Source organism: Microcoleus sp. CAWBG58 (genome assembly GCF_020883045.1).
Classification (GTDB): domain Bacteria; phylum Cyanobacteriota; class Cyanobacteriia; order Cyanobacteriales; family Microcoleaceae; genus Microcoleus.
Genome location: NZ_JAHRFA010000001.1, coordinates 131,885 through 151,302, shown reverse-complemented (window position 1 = coordinate 151,302; position 19,418 = coordinate 131,885). Strand labels below are relative to the sequence as shown.

General features: G+C 45.2%; 20 protein-coding genes. 14 read left to right on the top strand and 6 right to left on the bottom strand.

Translation table 11 applies throughout. The annotated features are described in order from the left end of the window. Positions 1-55: 55 nt before the first annotated feature. The 9 genes from nuoB to QZ918_RS00710 all read left to right on the top strand — a co-directional run bounded on the left by nuoB (position 56) and on the right by QZ918_RS00710 (position 6,626). Complete coding sequence (nuoB, locus tag QZ918_RS00750) at positions 56-772, top strand: NADH-quinone oxidoreductase subunit NuoB (RefSeq protein WP_527250373.1); 717 nt, start codon at positions 56-58, stop codon at positions 770-772. Positions 773-944: 172 nt separating this feature from the next. Then, positions 945-1,493, top strand: a complete 549-nt coding sequence (locus QZ918_RS00745; protein WP_293144101.1) for a GNAT family N-acetyltransferase — start codon at positions 945-947, stop codon at positions 1,491-1,493. 212 nt (positions 1,494-1,705) lie between these two features. Continuing rightward, positions 1,706-2,815, top strand: a complete 1,110-nt coding sequence (locus tag QZ918_RS00740; RefSeq protein ID WP_293144099.1) for a GmrSD restriction endonuclease domain-containing protein — start codon at positions 1,706-1,708, stop codon at positions 2,813-2,815. Next, positions 2,812-3,462, top strand: a complete 651-nt coding sequence (locus QZ918_RS00735) for an MAE_28990/MAE_18760 family HEPN-like nuclease (protein ID WP_293144096.1) — start codon at positions 2,812-2,814, stop codon at positions 3,460-3,462. The genes QZ918_RS00740 and QZ918_RS00735 overlap by 4 nt, the downstream gene beginning before the upstream one ends. Positions 3,463-3,550: 88 nt before the next feature. After that, a complete protein-coding gene (locus QZ918_RS00730) occupies positions 3,551-3,844 on the top strand; it encodes an antibiotic biosynthesis monooxygenase family protein (RefSeq protein ID WP_293144093.1) in 294 nt (97 codons plus the stop codon). 146 nt (positions 3,845-3,990) lie between these two features. Then, positions 3,991-4,407, top strand: a complete 417-nt coding sequence (locus QZ918_RS00725; protein WP_293329830.1) for a VOC family protein — start codon at positions 3,991-3,993, stop codon at positions 4,405-4,407. A gap of 112 nt (positions 4,408-4,519) precedes the next feature. Further along, a complete protein-coding gene (locus tag QZ918_RS00720) occupies positions 4,520-5,416 on the top strand; it encodes a helix-turn-helix domain-containing protein (protein ID WP_293329827.1) in 897 nt (298 codons plus the stop codon). A gap of 174 nt (positions 5,417-5,590) precedes the next feature. Further along, positions 5,591-6,073 (top strand): hypothetical protein, encoded by a 483-nt coding sequence (locus QZ918_RS00715; RefSeq protein ID WP_293329824.1) that lies wholly within the window; start codon positions 5,591-5,593, stop codon positions 6,071-6,073. A gap of 241 nt (positions 6,074-6,314) precedes the next feature. After that, positions 6,315-6,626 (top strand): GNAT family N-acetyltransferase, encoded by a 312-nt coding sequence (locus tag QZ918_RS00710; RefSeq protein ID WP_293329821.1) that lies wholly within the window; start codon positions 6,315-6,317, stop codon positions 6,624-6,626. Between the two features lie 378 nt (positions 6,627-7,004). Here the strand turns inward: QZ918_RS00710 and QZ918_RS00705 are convergent, their stop codons facing one another. From QZ918_RS00705 to QZ918_RS00695, 3 genes are read right to left on the bottom strand one after another with little or no spacing between them, the layout of a single operon-like run. After that, entirely contained in the window at positions 7,005-8,504 is a 1,500-nt protein-coding gene (locus QZ918_RS00705; protein WP_293329818.1) for a P-loop ATPase, Sll1717 family, read from the bottom strand. An 11-nt stretch (positions 8,505-8,515) separates the two neighbouring features. Beyond that, the gene (locus QZ918_RS00700; RefSeq protein WP_293329815.1) at positions 8,516-9,892 is read right to left on the bottom strand and encodes a tyrosine-protein kinase family protein; all 1,377 of its coding nucleotides are present in this window, start codon (positions 9,890-9,892) and stop codon (positions 8,516-8,518) included. A gap of 3 nt (positions 9,893-9,895) precedes the next feature. Further along, positions 9,896-10,327: a HEPN domain-containing protein gene (locus tag QZ918_RS00695; protein ID WP_293329812.1), complete on the bottom strand. Its 432-nt coding sequence runs from the start codon at positions 10,325-10,327 to the stop codon at positions 9,896-9,898. A 592-nt stretch (positions 10,328-10,919) separates the two neighbouring features. On the opposite strand from QZ918_RS00695, the gene QZ918_RS00690 reads away from it, so the two are divergent. After that, positions 10,920-13,703: a DUF3536 domain-containing protein gene (locus QZ918_RS00690; protein WP_293329809.1), complete on the top strand. Its 2,784-nt coding sequence runs from the start codon at positions 10,920-10,922 to the stop codon at positions 13,701-13,703. On the opposite strand, the gene QZ918_RS00685 is transcribed toward QZ918_RS00690, so the two are convergent. Further along, positions 13,700-13,939, bottom strand: coding sequence for a hypothetical protein (locus QZ918_RS00685; RefSeq protein ID WP_293329806.1), 240 nt, complete (start codon positions 13,937-13,939; stop codon positions 13,700-13,702). The genes QZ918_RS00690 and QZ918_RS00685 overlap by 4 nt on opposite strands. Before the next feature lie 13 nt (positions 13,940-13,952). On the opposite strand from QZ918_RS00685, the gene QZ918_RS00680 reads away from it, so the two are divergent. Further along, a complete protein-coding gene (locus QZ918_RS00680) occupies positions 13,953-14,186 on the top strand; it encodes a ferredoxin-thioredoxin reductase variable chain (protein WP_293329803.1) in 234 nt (77 codons plus the stop codon). A gap of 161 nt (positions 14,187-14,347) precedes the next feature. On the opposite strand, the gene QZ918_RS00675 is transcribed toward QZ918_RS00680, so the two are convergent. Together QZ918_RS00675 and QZ918_RS00670 are read right to left on the bottom strand one after the other, a co-directional pair. Continuing rightward, positions 14,348-15,073 (bottom strand): response regulator transcription factor, encoded by a 726-nt coding sequence (locus tag QZ918_RS00675; RefSeq protein WP_293329800.1) that lies wholly within the window; start codon positions 15,071-15,073, stop codon positions 14,348-14,350. A 65-nt stretch (positions 15,074-15,138) separates the two neighbouring features. Beyond that, complete coding sequence (locus tag QZ918_RS00670; RefSeq protein WP_293329797.1) at positions 15,139-16,395, bottom strand: RNA-guided endonuclease InsQ/TnpB family protein; 1,257 nt, start codon at positions 16,393-16,395, stop codon at positions 15,139-15,141. Between the two features lie 179 nt (positions 16,396-16,574). Here QZ918_RS00670 and QZ918_RS00665 point away from each other — a divergent pair, with 179 nt between their 5' ends. The 3 genes from QZ918_RS00665 to QZ918_RS00655 all read left to right on the top strand — a co-directional run bounded on the left by QZ918_RS00665 (position 16,575) and on the right by QZ918_RS00655 (position 19,315). After that, positions 16,575-16,748 carry a hypothetical protein gene (locus QZ918_RS00665; RefSeq protein ID WP_293329794.1) on the top strand — a complete coding sequence of 58 codons (174 nt, stop codon included), beginning with the start codon at positions 16,575-16,577 and terminating at the stop codon, positions 16,746-16,748. A gap of 520 nt (positions 16,749-17,268) precedes the next feature. Next, a complete protein-coding gene (locus QZ918_RS00660) occupies positions 17,269-18,129 on the top strand; it encodes a phycobilisome linker polypeptide (protein WP_293144049.1) in 861 nt (286 codons plus the stop codon). Positions 18,130-18,562: 433 nt separating this feature from the next. Beyond that, the gene (locus QZ918_RS00655; protein ID WP_293329791.1) at positions 18,563-19,315 is read left to right on the top strand and encodes a phycobilisome rod-core linker polypeptide; all 753 of its coding nucleotides are present in this window, start codon (positions 18,563-18,565) and stop codon (positions 19,313-19,315) included. Positions 19,316-19,418 lie beyond the last annotated feature (103 nt).

Here is a 19,418-nt window from a genome sequence, read left to right as displayed (position 1 = left end):
AATTAGAGTGTCAACGAACAACCAACAGCTATATCGTTCCAGGAGTTTTGTCAACATGAATTCACCTGACATGACACGAGATATTGCTTCAGAAGATTTGTCGATCGCCAATCCGGCTGCTTATCCCGAAGTTACGCAACAGCTATCGGAAAACGTAATTTTCACCACAGTAGATGACCTTTACAACTGGGCAAAAATGTCCAGCCTGTATCCGTTGATGTTTGGCACTGCTTGCTGCTTCATTGAGTTTAGCGCCATGCTCGCTTCCCGCTTCGATTTGGATCGATTAGGTGTATTTCCCCGAATGTCTCCCCGACAGGCAGATTTGATGATTACCGCCGGCACAATTACGATGAAGTACGCTCCGGTTTTGGTGCGGCTTTACGAACAAATGCCCGAGCCCAAATACGCGATTGCTATGGGCGCTTGCACGATTACGGGCGGAATGTTTAGTGCAGATTCTCCGACTGTTGTGCGCGGTGTGGACAAGCTAATTCCGGTAGATGTTTATTTACCCGGATGTCCGCCGCGGCCGGAAGCAATCATGGATGCGATCGTCAAACTCCGCAAGAAAATTGCCAAGGACAGCTTGCAAGAACGGCAAAAGACGGAACCCACCCACCGCTATTACACCCGCCCTCACCGGATGAACGTTCTGCAGGTAATTCACGACGGAAAATACCTGGAAACCCATCAGGTGCCGCCTGAACTTGTCGCATCGGGATTGCCTGTTGTACGGGAGTTGGAATCGATTCGGGCGATCGAAGTTTAAGTATGATTGAAATTCAAATCTTCCACGAGTCTCACCGAATAATATAATCTCCGCAGCCAAGACCACAATAAACAAGGTTTGTAGTGAGGACTTTAGTCCGCATAATTTGAGGAATAAAGTCCTCACTACGAACCGTTGCAAATCACTGTTAATTAACCAGACACCATATGAAATGGATTTTTGTATTCGATTAGCTAGCTTAAAAGATATTCCTAAGCTGACAACTTTAATTCCCGATTCTGCTAGAGCTTTGCAAGCAGACTACTACACTTCTGAGCAGATTGAAGGTGCAATCGGCACAGTCTTTGGAGTTGACAGTCAACTGATTCAAGATCGAACATACTTTGTTGCTGAGCGCGATCGCCAAATTGTCGGTTGCGGTGGTTGGAGCCAGCGAAAAACGCTTTATGGAGGTGATTCAGGCAAAAATAATCAAGAAGACAGCCTGCTCAACCCAGACAGCGACTCAGCAAAGATTCGGGCATTCTTTGTCGATCCAGTATGGGCGCGTCAAGGAATTGGCAGTCAAATTATGCAATCCTCTGAACTGGCTGCTGAGCGTGCTGGATTTAAGGATGTGGAGACGATCGCAACGCTGGCAGGAGAGCCATTTTACACAAAATTTGGCTATCGGGCGATCGAGCAATTTGAAATTCCGCTCCCAAACAATCAGTTTCTCCCCGTTGTCCGTATGTTTAAGATTTTTCTGTGCAGCCGATAAATCAGTAACGATCGAATCAGTATGAAGGTTGTGTCACTAATTTACAATAGAAAATACCTGGAAACTTCAGCAGATCTGATTTCGCATGGTCTTGACAACAAAGTTGACTATTTCTGGGTCTCCTTTCTTCAAATGATCGCCTAGTGATATAATGTCTATGTATTGCCCTGCAATGATAGCTATACATAATAATACTTAGGAATGTTTCAGCCATGCCTCTACAAGAAGAAATTGACAAAACAAGGCAAGAAATTCGGACAGATAGCTACTCAATGTCTATTGGCGAGTGGATCAGCCTTTATGAAAATAATGAAATCGATATTCACCCAGATTTTCAAAGGTTTTTTCGGTGGTCTGATTATCAAAAATCAACTTTTATAGAATCAATTCTTTTAGGCATACCAATTCCACCAATTTTTGTTAGTCAAAGAGATGATGGAATTTGGGATGTGATCGATGGTTTGCAGAGACTCTCAACCATCTATGAATTTGTCGGTCTTTTGAAGCCCGAGAATCAAGAGCCAGATACATCTTTTATCGCTTTACAAAAAACTACTTATTTGCCTTCATTACAAGGAAAAAAATGGGACGATCCAAACGATAAAAATAACTCTTTCACTCAAGCACAGCGTCTATTGATAAAGCGAGCAAAAATAGCCGTAAATATTGTTGAAAAAGAAAGCGACAAAATGATTAAATATGAGCTATTTCAGCGACTCAATACAGGAGGCTCAATTGCTACACCACAAGAAGTAAGAAACTGCATTCTTTTAATGTTGAATAAAGATTTGTATAATTTGATGCGTTCACTGGCAGATCGCGAGTCATTCAAAAGCTGCATTGCTTTGAGCGATCGACTCTATGAAGAACAGTATGATATGGAATTAGTATTGCGTTTTATTCTTCTCTTTGACCAAGATGATGAAAGTCTTAAAAAGTTAGGTGGTGATGTCAGCGAGTTCCTAACCGCTAGAATGCGAGAAATGGCTCTGAAAAAAGATTTGGATAGCAGCCACATAGAGAGAGCGTTTGATGTGACTTTCAATATGCTTAATGAAGCTATGGGAGACGATAGCTTCAAGCGATATAAATCGGAGAATGATAAATTCCTGGGAGGCTTTCTATTATCTGCCTATGAGGTGGTAGCACTAGGAATTGGATACAACTATCAAAATCCGATTCCAACCGACCAAATACCTAATCGTATAAAATGTATTTGGTCAGATCCAATTTATAAACAATGGTCGGGAGCTGGAGTGAATGCAGCCAGACGCTTACCCTATCTGATTCCGCTTGGCAGAAAGGTATTTTCACCTTTATGAGCATCCGAACAGCAGAAGAATTAAGTGACAGACTGGCTACGGATCTTTCTTGGCGAAAAAAGGAACTTTCAGAAATGAAATCTATGGTAGAAGCAAAAAATGTTTCCGATCAAAGACATAAAGCATTAGTGCGGAGTGGAGTATGTATTCTCTATTCCCATTGGGAAGGTTTTGTTAAGTTAGCAGCCAACTCTTATCTAGAATATGTAATCTCAAAAAAGCTTACCTATCAGGAGCTTTCTAGTAATTTTTTAGCTTTGGCGATGAAAGAAAAACTTAAGGAAGCAAAAGAGACAAATAAGCCATCATTGTATATACCTGTTTGTGACTTCTTTATTTCCGAATTGAATCAGAGATGTATCCTACCTAAAGATGTAATATCTACTGCATCGAATCTATCTTCTGAAATTTTAAAGGAAATAACTTATATTCTGGGAATTGATTTTTCAATCTACTCTACTAAGTCGGTATTAATTGATACTAAGCTTTTGAAGACAAGGAACGAAATTGCACACGGAAATTATTCGGTGTTTGATAGGGATGAATATCTAGAGTTACACAGAGAAGTTATAGGAATGCTGGATATATTTCGGAACCAGATAGAAAATGCTGCTATTGAGAAAAAATTTATGCAGAAGTGCCCTTAGATAGAGATGCTGCACGCCGAACAACTTTATCGGTGAATACGTTACCCTCGTTGAGGTGCTAGAATTAGCAAAATAGCTGTTTAAACCTATGATATTAGAAGTTGCAATTCTTGATGTTAAAGCTAATATGGCTGCTGAGTTTGAAATTGCTTTCAAAACAGCTTCAGGTATTATATCTTCTATGCCGGGGTATATATCTCACGAGCTGCAACGCTGCATAGAAAACACAAATCGTTATATTTTGTTGGTGCGGTGGCAAAGTTTGGAAGACCATACTGTGGGATTCCGAGAATCGCCAGATTATCAAAAGTGGCGTTCCTTATTGCACCATTTTTACGATCCATTTCCGACAGTCGAACATTATGAAGTCATTTTGTCATGACTTACGTATTAAGACTAAAGAAACCGGATTTTTCACCTAACATGAAGGCTACAGCGAAAAGTTTTTGTAAAAAAACGGTTTCTAACATCCGCTGCGTCCAGGAGTATTTGCAAAGTTTTAAGTCTAAAGCATGGAGGAAATTTCAAATGATTGATATAGGTTTAACTCACATCGCACTCCCAGTTTCCGATGTTGAGAAAAGTATTGAATTCTACTCGAAGTATGCTGGGATGCAGGTCGTTCACCGCCGGATTGATGCAGCAGCAGGTGTTGCTGTGGTATGGCTTTCTGACGGCACTCGTCCTTTTGTAATTGTGCTGATTCAGACAAACTCTGTACATCCAGTTTTGTCTCCGCTGGCACACCTTGGGGTTGGTTGCAAGAGTAGGGAATATATGGATTCTCTATGCGATAACGCACGTCAAGAAGGTGTGCTGGTTGATGAACCAAAAGATTCTGGATATCCGATCGGCTATTGGGCTTTTTTGCGAGACCCGGACGGTCATACTCTGGAACTATCCTACGGGCAAGAAATTGGATTTACGGTGGAGAAGGTTGGCTGAAAATAGGCTGTGCAGGGGCTTAACTGCACTTGCACAGCACGGTGAGGGCGGACGAAAGGGGGCGGGACAGCAGTCGCATATAATTGGAATAGTCCTGAACGGTAAATGTGCCATGCAGCATCATCAACCGTCAATTGCTCGATCGCCCCGCGAGTATGTGAGTCTGTTTCCCCGTCCACCGCACTTGACCAGTTTTACAACGCAGTGGCAAGGAATCTCTGTGATTACTATGCAACAGTCACCCTACGAACTTCCCGAAGTTTGCATTCCGCTGGATGGCGTTGGTATCTTTACAAGTTCCAATCTGTCAGAACGATCGATCGATGGCATTTCTAAGAGCGAGTCAACCAATGTTGGAGATATTGTAGTTGTTCCTGCCAATATTGGTCATAGCGTTCGCTGGTTCACTGAAGGAGAGATGATTGTGATTGGGCTAGATACTTCTTTGGTTGCCCGTGCGATCGACGATGCAGCCTATTTCACTCAGACCGAACTATTGCCCCATTTTTCTACGCCCGATCCTTTGGTGTATCAACTTGGTTTGTCGCTTAAATCTGTTCTCGAACAAGATCCTGCGGGCAGTCGCTTGTATGCAGAAACCGCAGCGGCAATGCTGTCGGTACATTTACTGCAAAAGTACGGTAAACGGAAACTGGAATTTAAAGACTACACGGATGGATTGCCTCGGTCTATACTGCGTCAAGTTATTGAGTATATTGAAGCAAATCTCGGTGGCGAGTTAGGATTGGCAGATTTGGCGGCAATTGCCAATCTGAGCCCGCACTACTTTACGCGCTTGTTTAAGCAATCCACTGGATTTACACCACATCAATTTGTGATTCGATGTCGGGTGGAACGAGCAAAAATTTTACTGCTAGCTGGAAAAGAGTCGATCGCGGAAATTGCCCAACAAGTTGGATTTGCCAATCAAGCGCATTTGAGCGTTCACATCAAGCGATTGTTGGGTATCACCCCAAAAATGATTCTCGAACACCGCAAGAATCTATAAAAAATCGCAAGAATCTAAAAGATGGAGAGGGGCGAGCCTTACTATGTTGGTAGTAGTCCATCAGGACGTGCACCGGACAACTCTACACAGTTTCTTATATCTCCAAAGTCGCTTTCAGGGCAGCGTCATTACACTCCCATTTAGTCCACAACTACAGATCTCAAAAGAGGTTTTATGATCCATCACATTTCCGTTTCCGCTCAAAACCCCCAGCACGTCGCCCAAGTCCTGGCAGAAGTCCTCAAAGGTCAAGCGGTGCCCTTTCAAGTTCATCCAAACAGCTACATGGTCATCGCGATGGATGAACACGGTACAGCCATTGAAGTCTTGCCTTCGGGAGTGGAAATCAGTCCGGGTTCCGGGCCGGATGGGTGCAGTTTTATGCACAATCCTCAAGCGTCTCAATTGACAGCAACTCATGCCGCCGTGTCCGTCCCTAGCAGTCAAACTGAAATTGAACAGATTGGGAAGCGAGAAGGTTGGCGGGTTGTCCGCTGCGATCGCGAATCTTTCTTTGATGTGATTGAGTTCTGGGTAGAAAACCATTTGCTGATCGAATTCCTGACACCAGAAATGACCGCCAAATATTTGGCATTCACTCAACAGCCGGATGTGCTGAAAAACTTTGTAGCTGCACCCGTTGAGGCGATCGCGTAAATTACCAGAGGCGCAAGCAGACAACTAAAATTAATTACGCGACTCGTGCGGCAAGTATCTCTGAATTCTTTAAGGATTCGGAGATATTATATCGTTTCTGGTTGCATCGTCAGGTGATTTTACCGCAGAGAACGCAGAGGACACAGAGAGAAGAGAGAAGAGAGATTAATAATTTTAATGCTACCGGATTTGATATTAATTGTTGGTAATTTTTCTGTTTTTAACTCAGATATCCTCCCCAATGAACAACATTTCTATTCGACTGCTTCGAGAAAATGAGTTGTCCCCAGGTGAACATATTTTGAGACTGGCCTTTGGTACTTTGATTGGATTGCCTCAAACGACTGATTTTTGTAGTGATGCGAACTATGTTGAAACGCGATCGCAAATCGATCTGACAGCAGCTTTTGCCGCCGAGGTTGATGGGCAGCTAGTTGGGTCGAATATAGCCGTTTGTTGGGGGAGTGTCGGTTTTTGGGAACCGCTGAGGGTTCATCCTGACTCTTGGGGTCGAGGTGTTGCTCAACGTTTGATTGACTCATTGAATGAATGAATGTGCGATCGACAAATTCTCGGAATGGGGGACTGTACGGGCGGGATATTATTGTATCAAGGCTGTTTCAGCAGTCGGCATCAAGTCGAGGTAAGACATGAAAATCCTCACGCACGCGATCGCATTCAGGAGGCTATCTGTTGGCTTCGATAAGTTACTAGAGGCGGTTGAAGACGCTGTTTTAACAAAAAAAACTCTACAAAAGATTTTGCACCGACACAACACATCAAGGCGATGCCACACACCCCTCAACAAAAGCGTTGCCTGCTGTTGAAATTCCCCCTGTTTAATTCAATCCTTCTTTTGGTAATAATTTCAGCACTCAAAAACTGCTCCTCAAAAGTAATGTCAGATCTAGCTTACAACATATCTTTAATATTACTTTGGACGTTTAACCCCTCCTTTCCGTTTAACTTTAAACCCATACAAATAGATTTCAGGCATATTAATACGTCCATCAGAACGATTTTCTACAATCCCAAGTAGAAGTAAATATTGCAAAAATTCTTCAGGGTTAGTGGTGGGTGGTTGTTTTTCCAGTTGTTCACTCCATTTGGTTGATTTCACTGCATCTAAAAACTTCTCCCTTGGTATGGGAGCTTCTAGACCAACTAAACTCGTTTTGAGAGATTCTAACCAGGGATACTCATCTTGCAATTCCCTGATTCGATCTTCTGAGGTACGTGTTAAAGCCGCCTGCAAGTCAGAAGGTTGCAAAAGTTCTTTAGTGTCTTCCAAAATAGAGTTCGATTCCCTTCTATTTTTTGCTGATAATGCAAATAACTTCAGAAAAGAACGTGGCGAAATTCTACCGCCAGCATCCTGAAGGTGATTAGGAATCCAACGATAGGTAATTCCTTTTTTAGGATTAGCCCCCATATACTTACCAATCATCTTTTCGATAAGTTCTTCAAACAATTTCTCGTTTGATGTTGCAGTCCATCCCAAGCTAGTTGTGTTTTCAATAATCAACTCTGGGATTTTTTGTAAATATTCCGTCATTTCAGGGCCAGAGTTCGCAAGTCGTTTGACAAAAAGTTGATAAAGCCATGAAGGTTTCCATTCTAATTCAACCTGATGACCTCCCAGTTTGGAAGCATCGGGAAAGCTCAAAAATTTCTCTCGAAATAGATCGGTACGCAAAAATATTTTGGGGCGTATTCTCTCCCAACGTCGCCATCTATCTAGCCACAAAGCTAAAAGTTGACGAATGGGATTTGCTAAGGCAATGTAGGAAGTAACTAATCGATCTAATTCATCATAAGTGACAAATAACCAATCATCAGTCTCAAGGAGTTTTTCGTCTAATTTATCTAAGACATAATTTAACTTTTCAATATTTTTATTGACTAGGGGCAGCCAGTCTGACAATAGAGATAATTTCCCTTTGAGGACATTAATAATTTCCGGCTCTATTGCTTCAAGAAGAAAATCTTTTAGCTTAAATTCTTCTTGCTCTAGGATGACACCTAACATTAAACCGATCCAGAAGCTACGCCATTCAATATTTGTAGCTTCTTGCATTTGACGCTCAACAATGTCTGGTATGGGAAATCGCTTTTCTGCTGTGCGAGTCCTCCCAAAGCCAGCTATCCACGTCGTTTGGCTCAAAGGAGGTAATCCTCTAATTCTCAAACTTTCAACCAAGGCTTCCCGTCCAGAAGGGATGGCTAGTAAACGGAATAATTCTGTTTTTCCTACCCCGCGGCCTCCTAGTATTAACAAGATATTGGGTTCTAAAGCATAGCGATAGTTTGGAATCGGTAAGAAATTTTTTAAGAACTTCTCCTCATTATTACTTTCGTGTTCAGCCGTACCCATTCCGGGAGCAATTTCACAGATTAATTCTAGTAGTTTTTGTTGGTTAACTTCACTCATTTTTTTGATGATTATTTATCTACTTTTCTCAAGTCAAAATTAAAAATTTCGCATAATTTTCTGGCAATATCCTGATAAGGGGAATTAGTCATTATTCTTACGATGTCTGACAGCCGACTTGATTCTTCAGGGGTTAAATTACGGATAAATAGGGCTATGTCTCCTCGTAGATTTTCCTGATATGGTATAACAAAAGGGGTAAATGGCTCCCCTATATTAGTTGAATTAGGAACAGTTTCATCCTCAGAATAATAGTTGTCTTGAAAAATCGTATAGGCTTGTTCTCGAAATCCTGCTAACTCTTGCTCCCTGCCCGGTATTCCTAATGCGGGAGCCATCGAATGTACGAGAATTAATGGTAAACGCTGATCGACTCCAGGGCTTGCTAAATGGCGTATTACATGAGTTAGTCCAGCCCAACTTTGGCGTGATTGAGTTCCAAAGATGACTGCTGCATGGGAAAGATTGGCAATCGCCAAGCCACCAATATCGTGAAAGCCAGCCCGCGCATCCATCAGAATAAAATCTAAAGGTTTTGCTGCACTTTGTAATTCTTTTAACATATCTCCCATTGTACTTCGCAGTTCACCACCGACGAGGTTCTGAAAATCCAATCGTGCTAATTTTTCTAAGTAATCTCGATCTACTGTACCCGCCGGAAGTAATTTCAGGTCTTCGCCATTATCTCCGAGCAAAGTTGGTTCAGTAAGATTTTTGATGTGAGTGCTAAGTTTCCAATCGTTTCCTTGAATCTTCTTTTCTAATAAATAATCAATTACACCAGGATTATTGGAGTTGTCTGGTGAAAAAATTGTAGCAAGACCGGGTGCTTCTAAATCGAGGTCAACAATGGCAACTCGATGACCGTTACGGGCTAAAGTTAATGCAGTAGCAACGAGGGTACTGGTTCGTCCGACACCTCCTTTGAAGGAGAAAAAAGATACGATCGCAGGCTTACGCTTTTCATAGACTAATTCCTCTTTCCAAGGTGGTTCACCTACGTTGTTATCTGTCCAGGCCTGTTTAGCAATGTGACGCTCAAGAACATACCATCGAAGCGAATCTGATTCATCATCCCAAGGGGCAAAAACTCTTTCAGCCTTGATAGTATCAATTAGGGCTTTGTAAGCATCATTTTCTCCGGCTGGCAACCATATATCCTTGCCGTAATAATGCCCTAGCTTTTCAGAAAGAAGCCGATCGAGGTTAGTAGTATTAACTTCTTGTGGTTTTTGACCTTCCGATAAATTAAGAAAAAGTCTAATTTTTCCATTGACATCACGAATAATGGTGACAGACTGAAGCTTAGGCACAAGTTCAGATACAATACTGGGTTCACTAAAACATTCCTTTACTCGCTCAAATGTTTCACCAAAAGCGATCGTCATGTGTTAAATATCCTTGCTGGAAATTGAGCCATTTAGCACTAATTTGGGGATGATTTCTCGGTAAATTTCTTCGGCACGTTGAACAGCTAACTTTGCTTCTTCCTCAGTCCAAAGCTGAGACTTGGCGTATCTCCTCTCTGGGTGATCTTGGGCTAGAACAGTGCCAGCTATTCTAGAAGCAGGAAGTTGCCGATCCAAAATGGGATAAAGAACCCGCAAGCGTTCCATTGCTCTTCCATCAAGTTCCTGGAGGTCGTGTCCATACTTTTTTACGGCACCTTTATCATCTTTAAAGTATAGCTCCACAAGTAGTTTAAATGAACATTCCACGACATAGGCAGCAAGGTAAACAGCGTTGTCCCAGCGTTGGGTTTGCAAGAGAATTTGGGCATCCTGTAAATGCCTGCTTGCTGAGTTGGAAAAGGATTCTTGCATTGTCTATGTAACCAATACTTCGGACAGTTGCAGTATAATCATTTTCTGGATTAGTCCGGTACAGTCCTCGGCAATGTCTGCGATACCATCCAAATCAACTTTCGGGAGGAGAAGGACAGCAACATTACAGTAAAGCGGTGCAACAGACCGCCCTCAGCAAAAATTCTGGCTGTTGAGGGGTTTCGCCCTATTGTTAACTTTTACGAGCACAGCTACTATCGATCGCCAAAGATTAAATTTTTCCGGGGAAAACTTGCCATTTAATGAATAAGACTTTAAAATGCAGCAATGTAAATATAAACTCTCAACGAGCAGCCCTGCACGCACTAACCTGAAATGGGTCGAAAGTGCCACAAAGCAGCAACAGCTAACTTTTATAACTCTTTCAACAGCAAAGCATTGGCAGAAAAACTCAGGGATCGACGGTTGATATATTGCAACGAATGCTTTGCTCGAAATACTACAAATGAATCAAAAATTATCTGGCAAAATTTAGCACCTACAGATGCCTAGCCCAAACGCCTGCTGCGTAAGGTTTAACTTGCTGATTAGGCTGGTTTTCATGTCTTTAACTACTTGAGGATTCGATCGCATGGTTTCGATTTCTAAAACTCAATCCGACTTGCTCGCTGTGTCTGCGCCAACTGTGACGGCTGCCACCCAAAGCACCGCCGCTACAGCAACTGGAGTGTGTATCACTGTTCACGGTCACTTTTACCAACCACCTCGGGAAAACCCTTACCTGGACGCGATCGAACGCCAAGCCAGCGCTTCTCCCTCCCACGACTGGAACGAACGAATTGACAACGAGTGCTACCGCCCGAACGCCTTTGCGCGCATACTCAACGATCGCGGTGAAGTCGCGGGGATCGTCAACAACTACGAATATCTCAGCTTCAACATCGGCCCGACTCTGATGAGCTGGCTGGAACGCTACGACAGTTCAGTCTACCAGCGGATTCTGGAAGCCGATCGCAAAAGCTCTCAACGCCTCAACGGTCACGGCAACGCGATCGCCCAAGTGTACAATCACATCATCATGCCGCTGGCGAACGAGCGAGACAAATACACCCAAATTCGCTGGGGGATCGCAGATTTTCGCTCTAGATTCGATCGCCATCCGGAAGGAATGTGGCTCGCCGAAACCGCCGTAGACTACGCCACCCTCGAAGTTTTGGTGGCTGAAGGCATTCGTTTTATTATCTTAGCTCCCTCCCAAGCCGAACGCTGCCGCCCGCTAATCGGGCAAAACCAAGAAGGAGAGCAAGAAACAGATGGCGAATGGCACGAAGTCGGCGGCGGCCAAATCGATCCGACTCGCCCGTACCGCTGCTATTTGAAGCCGGAAATGCGCTTGATGGCTGACCACCAACTTTCGCCCCTGAGCACTTACCACTTCGGCCGCGGACTCGGCCAGCAGTCCTCAGTCCCAAATCCTAACACTCCCTACATCGATATCTTTTTCTACGACGGCCCCATCTCGCGAGATATGGGTTTCAACGACGTTCTCAGCAGCAGCCACCACTTGGCGGGGCGCTTGGGTCAAGCAGTGCGGGGAGACCACAGACCGGCTCAATTAATCTCCGTGGCGACAGATGGCGAAACTTTCGGCCACCACAAAAACAGTACGGAAAAATGTCTCGCCTACGCTTTCACAGAAGAGTTTCCCCGCCGTGGCTGGACTGTGACAAATTATGCTCATTATTTAGGTCAAAATCCCAGCGCTTGGGAAGTGGAACTCAAACCAGTGACGGCTTGGAGTTGTTCTCACGGGGTCGATCGCTGGCAAGATGATTGTGGGTGCGGTGGCGGCGGCGGGTGGCACCTCCTGTGGCGCAAGCCTTTGCGCGATACTCTAAATTGGCTGCGCGATCGACTGATTCCGATTTATGAGGAAGCGGGGCGCAAGCTGTTTTGCGATCCCTGGAAAGCTAGAGATGAATATATTGATGTCATCCGCGATCGATCGCCCGCTAACGTTGACAGTTTCCTCCAACGCCATCAAATTCGCGAACTCGACGCTGCCGAACAGGTAGACGCCCTGCGCCTGCTGGAAATGCAGCGCCACACTTTGTTAATGTTCACTAGCTGCGGCTGGTTTTTTGAAGAAGTCTCTCGCCCCGAAGGCGTGCAAATTTTGCGCTACGCGGCCAGGGCGCTGGAATTGGCGGGAGAAGTGACGGGCGTACAGCTAGAAAAGGATTTTATCGATCGACTGGCCCTCATACCCAGCAACGTTGACTGTTTCAAAACAGGGGCAGAAGTTTACCGCCAACTGGTGACGACGGCCCAAGTCAGTCTCAAACAAGTCGCAGCCCACTACGCCATTAGTTCTCTGTTTGCCAAATATCCCCGCGAACAGCGAGTTTACTGCTATCAGGCCGAACAGGAAGATTTCCAAATTCAGCGCATGGGTTCGATGACTCTAGCTGTGGGTCAATTGCAGTTAACCTCGGAAATTACCCGGGAAACAGAGGTGTTTGTGTTTGCTGCATTCCACCTCGGGGGCTGGGACTTCCACTGCTGCATTCAGCCTTTTGGCAGCCGCCGGTCTTACACTATGCTCAAAGAGCGGTTGTTTGGAGTTCTGGAAGAAGCTTCGGCGGCCCACGCGATTCTGGAAATGGTGCGGTTGTTTGGGGATCAGTCTTTTAGCTTGCGGGATTTATTTGCTGAGGAACGCCACCGCATCGTCCAGTTGCTGAGTCAAGAAAATTTGACTCGCTTGGATCAACTTTACACTCAGGTTTATCGGGAAAATTACGGGGTGATGATGGCTTTCCACCGCGACGAGTTGCCGGTGCCGCTAGAGTTGCAGGTGGCTGCTGAGGTGGCTTTGGGACACCGCTGTTTGACGGCGGCGAAGGCGCTGGAAGTGGAAACAGAGGACTCGGATTCACTGTTGGCGGAAATTGAGGCGATCGCGACTGAAGCTGGCAACCTCCGCAGCCGGTTGAATGTTCCTGAAGTCAAGCAAATTTTGGAACGGCTGGTTTTGCGGTCTCTAGACACGCTACTGCAAGCAGGATCCGGCGCGGACGAACGATCGTCTGTCAAGTTAGAAGCTAATATCCGGTACATCGAGCGTTTGATAGCTGTGGGCGATCGGCTGAGTCTGGGTTTGTGTTTGGACAAATCCCAGGAACTCTATTTTGATTCTCTGTACAGTCAAATTGTGCCTCTGTGTTTGGGCTGGCTGCAACGGCAAGCTGCTTCGACGGGCGACAATAAGGTTGACCCCGTTACCTTGGATACCGCCAGCTCAGAGGGCGGCTGGGAGTTGCCTTCAATCCGGCAGTTGCTGGAGTTGGGTCAAACTCTCGCCGTTGATGTTGAGTGTTGGTTGGATCAATTAAGCCGATCGCCGATCGATTAACCTGCATCAATTCCGGCGCACCACCCGCCGCCCGATTCGTTTAAATGCCGATCGGGCGGTGGGGATCGAGCTAGAGTCGATCGGCATTCAGGCTTCCCGGAATCGAAATACCGACAAACAACCGCCAATTTTCTTTGAGTATTCGCTCTACTTCTGTGGGAAGATGAAAATACTGTCCCCAAAGCCAACAAGTGTTCTGCACTTGCAGGCTTTGTAGAGTTTTGAAGAAAGAACACTAAATTTTAAGCTATGAAAATTGGCGATCGCGTTTGCGTTAAAAACTCTGTTGTTGTCTACCACCACCCGGAAAATCGCAGTCAACCAGTTGAGATTAAGGGTATGGAAGGAGAAATCGTGGCGATCGTTCACGAATGGCAAGGCAGACCAGTCAGTGCTAATTGGCCGGTGCTAGTTCAGTTTGACAAAAAATTTCGAGCTCACTTCAAAGAAGATGAAGTCGAATTGGTTTCTGCTGAAGCCTAGTTTTAGTATTGTTTTGTTCTGTTAGCTCCCCGACTTTTTTAATAAGAAGTCGGGGATATGGTTATTATATTCTGGACGATAGATAGACCATAATATGCTGGCCGGGGCGGGTTTTTGAGATTGTCAATTATTGGCGGGTATTGTTGGTGAAGTGAATGTTTTCAACGTGTAGTTTTCAATTCCAGAGGAGTTTTGATCGTATTTGTACTGGAATCTGATTGCTTGAGACGATAGCCCATACTGTGAACTGTCTCAATTAAATCTTCAGCAGATCCCGCAGCTTTGAGTTTTTGACGCAAACCTCTAATGTGAACCTTGACAGTATTTTCTTCGGGAGGAGATTCCAACGACCAGACGTGTTCGATCATGACACTTCGACTGAGAACGCGGCGACCATTTCGCAAAAGCAGTTCCAAAAGCGCGTATTCTTTGGGCGTGAGATGCAGTGGAATTTTCCTGTAGGTGACTTCATAGGTGCTGGGGTTGAGCCGAATTTCTTCCCATTCTAAAATCGGCCCAGAAGTGCTACTACCTCGACGCAATAAGGCTCGAATTCGAGCAAATAGTTTTTGCAAGTCCACGGGCTTGACTACATAATCATCAGCTCCAGCATCCAGCCCATTAATTTCATCACTGAGGGTGTCACGGGCTGTGATCATGAGGACAGGCATAGTATAGCCGTGCGATCGCAATCTATGACACAAACTAATACCATCCAGTTCTGGTAACATCAAATCTAGTAGCAGCAAATCATAGTTGAGCATCTTTGCTTGATGCCATCCAGATTCCCCATCGGTAACTATATCAACAACATAGCGCTGGTCTGTCAAGGCTTCTGCCAAGGTTTCTGCAAGGCGCAGATCGTCTTCAACCAAGAGAATCCTCATAAGCAAGAGGCTGGGGGAAAGTACAAAGCCACTTAGTAAATTACCCACCGCCAATTGTTTCGTGCTTACGCACTCACAATATGGCGGGGGCTTTCAATAGCCCTGAGATGGTCGTGCAAAGAGCAAGACAATCCCGAACCTTTAGGCTGATTTACGACAGCCCCAAGAGCAGCAATATTCCGGCTGCCATTCAAATCCGCATCACCAATCCAGCCACAATGTCCACAAGAAAACTTTTTACCACTCCGATAGGATTCACCACGAACGGGATGAATATGGTTGCAATTGTGGCAAGTTTGGCTGGTATATCTAGGGTCGATAAATATAAGATGTACGCCATGCTTAATCGCTTTATATATCAATAATTGTCGCAACTGGAAAAACGCCCAACTATTACTCAACCTTCGCTCTTTCTTGGTGCGAGGGAGTTGGTTGGTACGATCTCTAATTCCGGTCAAATCTTCCAAAGCAATGGCTTGTTTGCTCGATTTTGCCCTAGCTATCAGCCTGTGGCTGATGGTGTGATTTACCAATTCCTGAAAGCGTTTCTCCTTGCCCGACAACCGTTTCAACAATTCTCGACATCTGCGTCGAGTGCAACGCGAGCCTCTCGTGGCTTTTTGTTGGATATTCGCTCTCAAGGAAGCGTAATGATTTCTAACTTTGGTAATTTCTTTACCGCTAAACTTATCCCCTTCAGATGTAACAACAATGTCGGTTCTACCCAAATCGCAGCCCAAAACCTTAGAGGTTTTCTCCGGTTCTGGTGGCGTAGATTCAAGCTGGATATTCAGATAGTAAGTACCATCTTTGCGCTTACACAAAGTCGCTGTTTTAGGCTTGTGTCCCTTCAACAATCCGATCTGGTAGTTGCCGATAGCCAGGTTAAATCGCTCTCTACCATCGATAGTTGTCAAACTTACCGTCCAGTCTTTCTCCCTGAAGGAAAAGGTACGGGCATCGTAAGTCGCGCTGGTAGGGGCAAAACTCCCAACTGGTTTACCGTCCTTTTTAGCCGTCTTCCTGTTGCCAGAAACCCGTCTAATCGCGTGGATAGCCAACTGAGCCGAAAGCCCAAATTTAGCCCTGACATCGTGATAAACCAAGGACTGGATCGCCAACTCATTCATCAGAGTTGGTTGTACAGTTTCGTTCACGTATCCGCAAGCAGCAGCAAACGCCCGAAGAGTTCCGTCAATTTTGGCGGACTGTTCGGGTGTTACTTGGAGTTTGCAGGATACTGTCAGGACTTGCTTCATGAGTTCATTGTATCTCAATACGTGAAACTTTGGCAAGAGCAAGGAATTTGCTCGTCTCGTCATCCATCTGCCCATCTGCCAAGAGCGTCGCTTGATGGATTATGGGCAGATGGAATCCTCACCTCGCGCGAATTCCTCCCACCGCTGACAAACATCGCGAGTACGCTCGTTGTACAGCGGGGGACTCCTTCTGTTCGAGTTGACTTTTAGACAAGATTGAGTTAGCGAACCAGAGCGGTCTAATGCAAATAGGGCTAGGGCGATCGCCCGGAGGTGGCTCCTCAACATCTTATTCGCATTTGGGCCCCAAATTTTACCGATTTGCGATCGAGATGTCAACAAGTTTTGACCCAAGTGAAGCTCACAAACCATCGGCAAAAGTTTTATTAACAAATATTGCCAAAAATCACGATTGATTACTTATTGAGAATCTTTCCGATTTCTTTACCATTCTCTGACTCATTTCTTTACTTGTTCTATGTAATTGTAGGTAGGATCGGCACTTGGATGGGGCAACCTTTCCCACCCACTTGATAGTTAATTTGGGAGATTAGTGTTAAGTCAGTAACTCAGCCCTAAAGGGACTGAGCTTGTAAGAGATATCTCTCGCGAGCTGTACTGACGGGCCTAAGTCTTAACTGACTACGTTATTTGAGTCAGGACACTCCTTGAATGCGACGCCAGTTTTGGGCTCTGTCGCTAGTAGTTAAACAGTCTTAAAGTCACGCTCGACAGTGCTGCTAGCCTAAAAAGCTTTTATAACATTGGCGAGACGAACATTACTCTCGCAAGAGAGATCGAGGCAACCATACCTCACTGGAGGGGCAACCATACCCCTCCAACCCCGCAAGGGGATTCAAGGCGGTTGAAACAGCTCTTGAAGTTTCCCACGAGCGGGCTAAAGCCACGCTCGTTTCCCACTTACCGAACTTTTTTATGACTTTTGGACCAGCTTCAAGATTGGGAGTGAGCCTGTTTGATGAAACCCCACCAATAGAGCGGGTTACAGGTAACTCCAATGAAGACCTTGAAACCATCATTCAGGCAGTATACCGACAAGTTTTGGGAAATGCCTACGTGATGGAGAGCGAACGCCTCACCGTTTGTGAGTCGCAGTTTAAACGCGATGAACTGACGGTACGGGAGTTTGTGCGTCGGGTTGCTAAGTCTGACTTGTATCGATCGCGATTTTTCGATAGTTGTGCTCGCTATCGGGCGATCGAACTCAACTTCAGACATCTACTTGGCCGCCCACCGCTGGATCTCGAAGAAATGCGGAGCAAAAGTACCATTCTGGATACCAAGGGCTTTGAGGCTGAGATCGATTCTTATCTCGATAGCGATGAATACCAGAATACTTTTGGGGATGACATTGTTCCCTACATCCGGGGATACAAAACCGAAGCTTGTCAAAGCATGGTGCAGTTTACCCATACCTTCGAGTTGGTGCGAGGTGCTTCTAGCAGCAGCTTGAAGGGAAATCTGGCAGGTAAGAGTCCGCGTTTGAATTCCCTAGTAATTCAGGGCACGCCAACCGCCGTAATTTCTCCAGCCAGCAGCGGATCGACATTCCGCAATCCATCCGGTAGTGCTCGGACTCGTCATGGCGCTGGATCGGATGAAAACGGAAAAGTCTATCGCATTGAAGTTACCGGCTATCGCGCCAATGTGGTGAATCGGATTTCCAAGTTTCGCCGCAGCAACCAAGTTTACCTGGTGTCGTTTAACGAACTATCCGAAACCTATCAACGGATTCACAAACAAGGTGGGACGATCGCTAGTATCACCCCTGTCTAGTCAAATTCCGATCGAATTCTGACCGGAAACTATCGAGAGTGACGCCTCAAAACGTTCATAAAACTGATTTTTTGCCTTTGAAGCAGGCTGTTGACAGTTGACAGTTGACAGTTGACAGTTGACAGTTGACCTAGAAATCCGAGTAGGGGAGTAATGAATAGCCTGATTTTAATTTCTCCCGGGCGGGCGGGCTTTCAACCAATTCTTTTTGGTAACAAAAGGTTCTCAAAAAACAGGTTTTTAACGACAGGTGCGTTCAGGACTTTACTGCTGAAATCTTGCAGCATTTGCAATCACCCTTTTACGGGCGGGCCGAATTCCGACCCACAAGAAAATTGATTTTTGTGGAACAGGCATCTTGCCTGTTATTGACCGTGATGCAAGATTTCAGCTAATACCAACTATCAACTATTTGTATCGGAGATTAATTGTAATGGCAGATTCGACAAAATGTGAACTGTGGCAAACCAGCGGCGCGGATGAGGTGCAAGCTGTGATTCGCGCCGTCTACAAGCAGGTTTTGGGCAATCCCCACGTGATGGAAAGCGAGCGGTTGGTAACTGCGGAATCTCAATTGTGCGATCGCAGCATCTCCGTGCGTGAATTTGTGCGATTGGTTGCTAAATCAGATTTTTATAGCACTCGCTATTTTCAAAAGTGCGCTCCCTATCGATTTGTCGAACTCAATTTCCTGCACCTGCTAGGCCGTGCGCCCCAAGATCAAACAGAAATTTCTGAACACATTATCCGCTGCGTTGAGCAAGGCTACGCTGCCGAAATTGACTCCTATATCGACAGCGACGAGTATCAAAGCGCTTTTGGTGAAAACGTTGTTCCCTATTACCGAGGCAGAAGCAGCGAAGCAAATACCAAGCAACTAGGTTACAATCGGATGTCGCTGCTCGATCGGGGTTTCGCCCAAATCGACAGTGCCGTCAAAGCATCTCAGTTAGTCTACGCCGTTGCCACCAACAGCGCTAACGCCATCAAGCCCTCAACCAGTCGAGGAGGCGCTTATGTGGCAACCGAAAAGATGTTCAAAATTGTGGTAACAGGGTCTAAATTCGATCGACCTCGGCGCCTCAGTAACACGACATACATTGTGGCAGGAGACAATATGACTCCGCAAATTCAGCGGATCAATCGCACCTCTGGGAAAATTGTGAGCATCACTGAGATTCTCTAAATCCAACACAAATCCCCTGTATAATAGATGGATTGAATCACTGTGTAGGGCATTTTTTCTGGTTTCTCCAATTAGATTTAGATCTCCCTACATCCTCTGTAAA

Excerpts from the sequence above, each read along its gene's own strand:
- QZ918_RS00720 (WP_293329827.1), top strand. The coding sequence starts at position 4,520 with ATGCAGCATCATCAACCGTCAATTGCTCGATCGCCCCGCGAGTATGTG.
- QZ918_RS00740 (WP_293144099.1), top strand. The coding sequence starts at position 1,706 with ATGCCTCTACAAGAAGAAATTGACAAAACAAGGCAAGAAATTCGGACA.
- QZ918_RS00745 (WP_293144101.1), top strand. The coding sequence starts at position 945 with ATGGATTTTTGTATTCGATTAGCTAGCTTAAAAGATATTCCTAAGCTG.
- QZ918_RS00655 (WP_293329791.1), top strand. The coding sequence starts at position 18,563 with ATGGCAGATTCGACAAAATGTGAACTGTGGCAAACCAGCGGCGCGGAT.
- QZ918_RS00700 (WP_293329815.1), bottom strand. The coding sequence starts at position 9,892 with ATGACGATCGCTTTTGGTGAAACATTTGAGCGAGTAAAGGAATGTTTT.
- QZ918_RS00670 (WP_293329797.1), bottom strand. The coding sequence starts at position 16,395 with ATGACGAGACGAGCAAATTCCTTGCTCTTGCCAAAGTTTCACGTATTG.
- QZ918_RS00715 (WP_293329824.1), top strand. The coding sequence starts at position 5,591 with ATGATCCATCACATTTCCGTTTCCGCTCAAAACCCCCAGCACGTCGCC.
- QZ918_RS00690 (WP_293329809.1), top strand. The coding sequence starts at position 10,920 with ATGGTTTCGATTTCTAAAACTCAATCCGACTTGCTCGCTGTGTCTGCG.
- QZ918_RS00710 (WP_293329821.1), top strand. The coding sequence starts at position 6,315 with ATGAACAACATTTCTATTCGACTGCTTCGAGAAAATGAGTTGTCCCCA.
- QZ918_RS00730 (WP_293144093.1), top strand. The coding sequence starts at position 3,551 with ATGATATTAGAAGTTGCAATTCTTGATGTTAAAGCTAATATGGCTGCT.
- QZ918_RS00695 (WP_293329812.1), bottom strand. The coding sequence starts at position 10,327 with ATGCAAGAATCCTTTTCCAACTCAGCAAGCAGGCATTTACAGGATGCC.
- QZ918_RS00675 (WP_293329800.1), bottom strand. The coding sequence starts at position 15,073 with ATGAGGATTCTCTTGGTTGAAGACGATCTGCGCCTTGCAGAAACCTTG.
- QZ918_RS00725 (WP_293329830.1), top strand. The coding sequence starts at position 3,991 with ATGATTGATATAGGTTTAACTCACATCGCACTCCCAGTTTCCGATGTT.
- QZ918_RS00735 (WP_293144096.1), top strand. The coding sequence starts at position 2,812 with ATGAGCATCCGAACAGCAGAAGAATTAAGTGACAGACTGGCTACGGAT.
- QZ918_RS00665 (WP_293329794.1), top strand. The coding sequence starts at position 16,575 with ATGCAAATAGGGCTAGGGCGATCGCCCGGAGGTGGCTCCTCAACATCT.
- nuoB (WP_527250373.1), top strand. The coding sequence starts at position 56 with ATGAATTCACCTGACATGACACGAGATATTGCTTCAGAAGATTTGTCG.
- QZ918_RS00660 (WP_293144049.1), top strand. The coding sequence starts at position 17,269 with ATGACTTTTGGACCAGCTTCAAGATTGGGAGTGAGCCTGTTTGATGAA.
- QZ918_RS00705 (WP_293329818.1), bottom strand. The coding sequence starts at position 8,504 with ATGAGTGAAGTTAACCAACAAAAACTACTAGAATTAATCTGTGAAATT.
- QZ918_RS00680 (WP_293329803.1), top strand. The coding sequence starts at position 13,953 with ATGAAAATTGGCGATCGCGTTTGCGTTAAAAACTCTGTTGTTGTCTAC.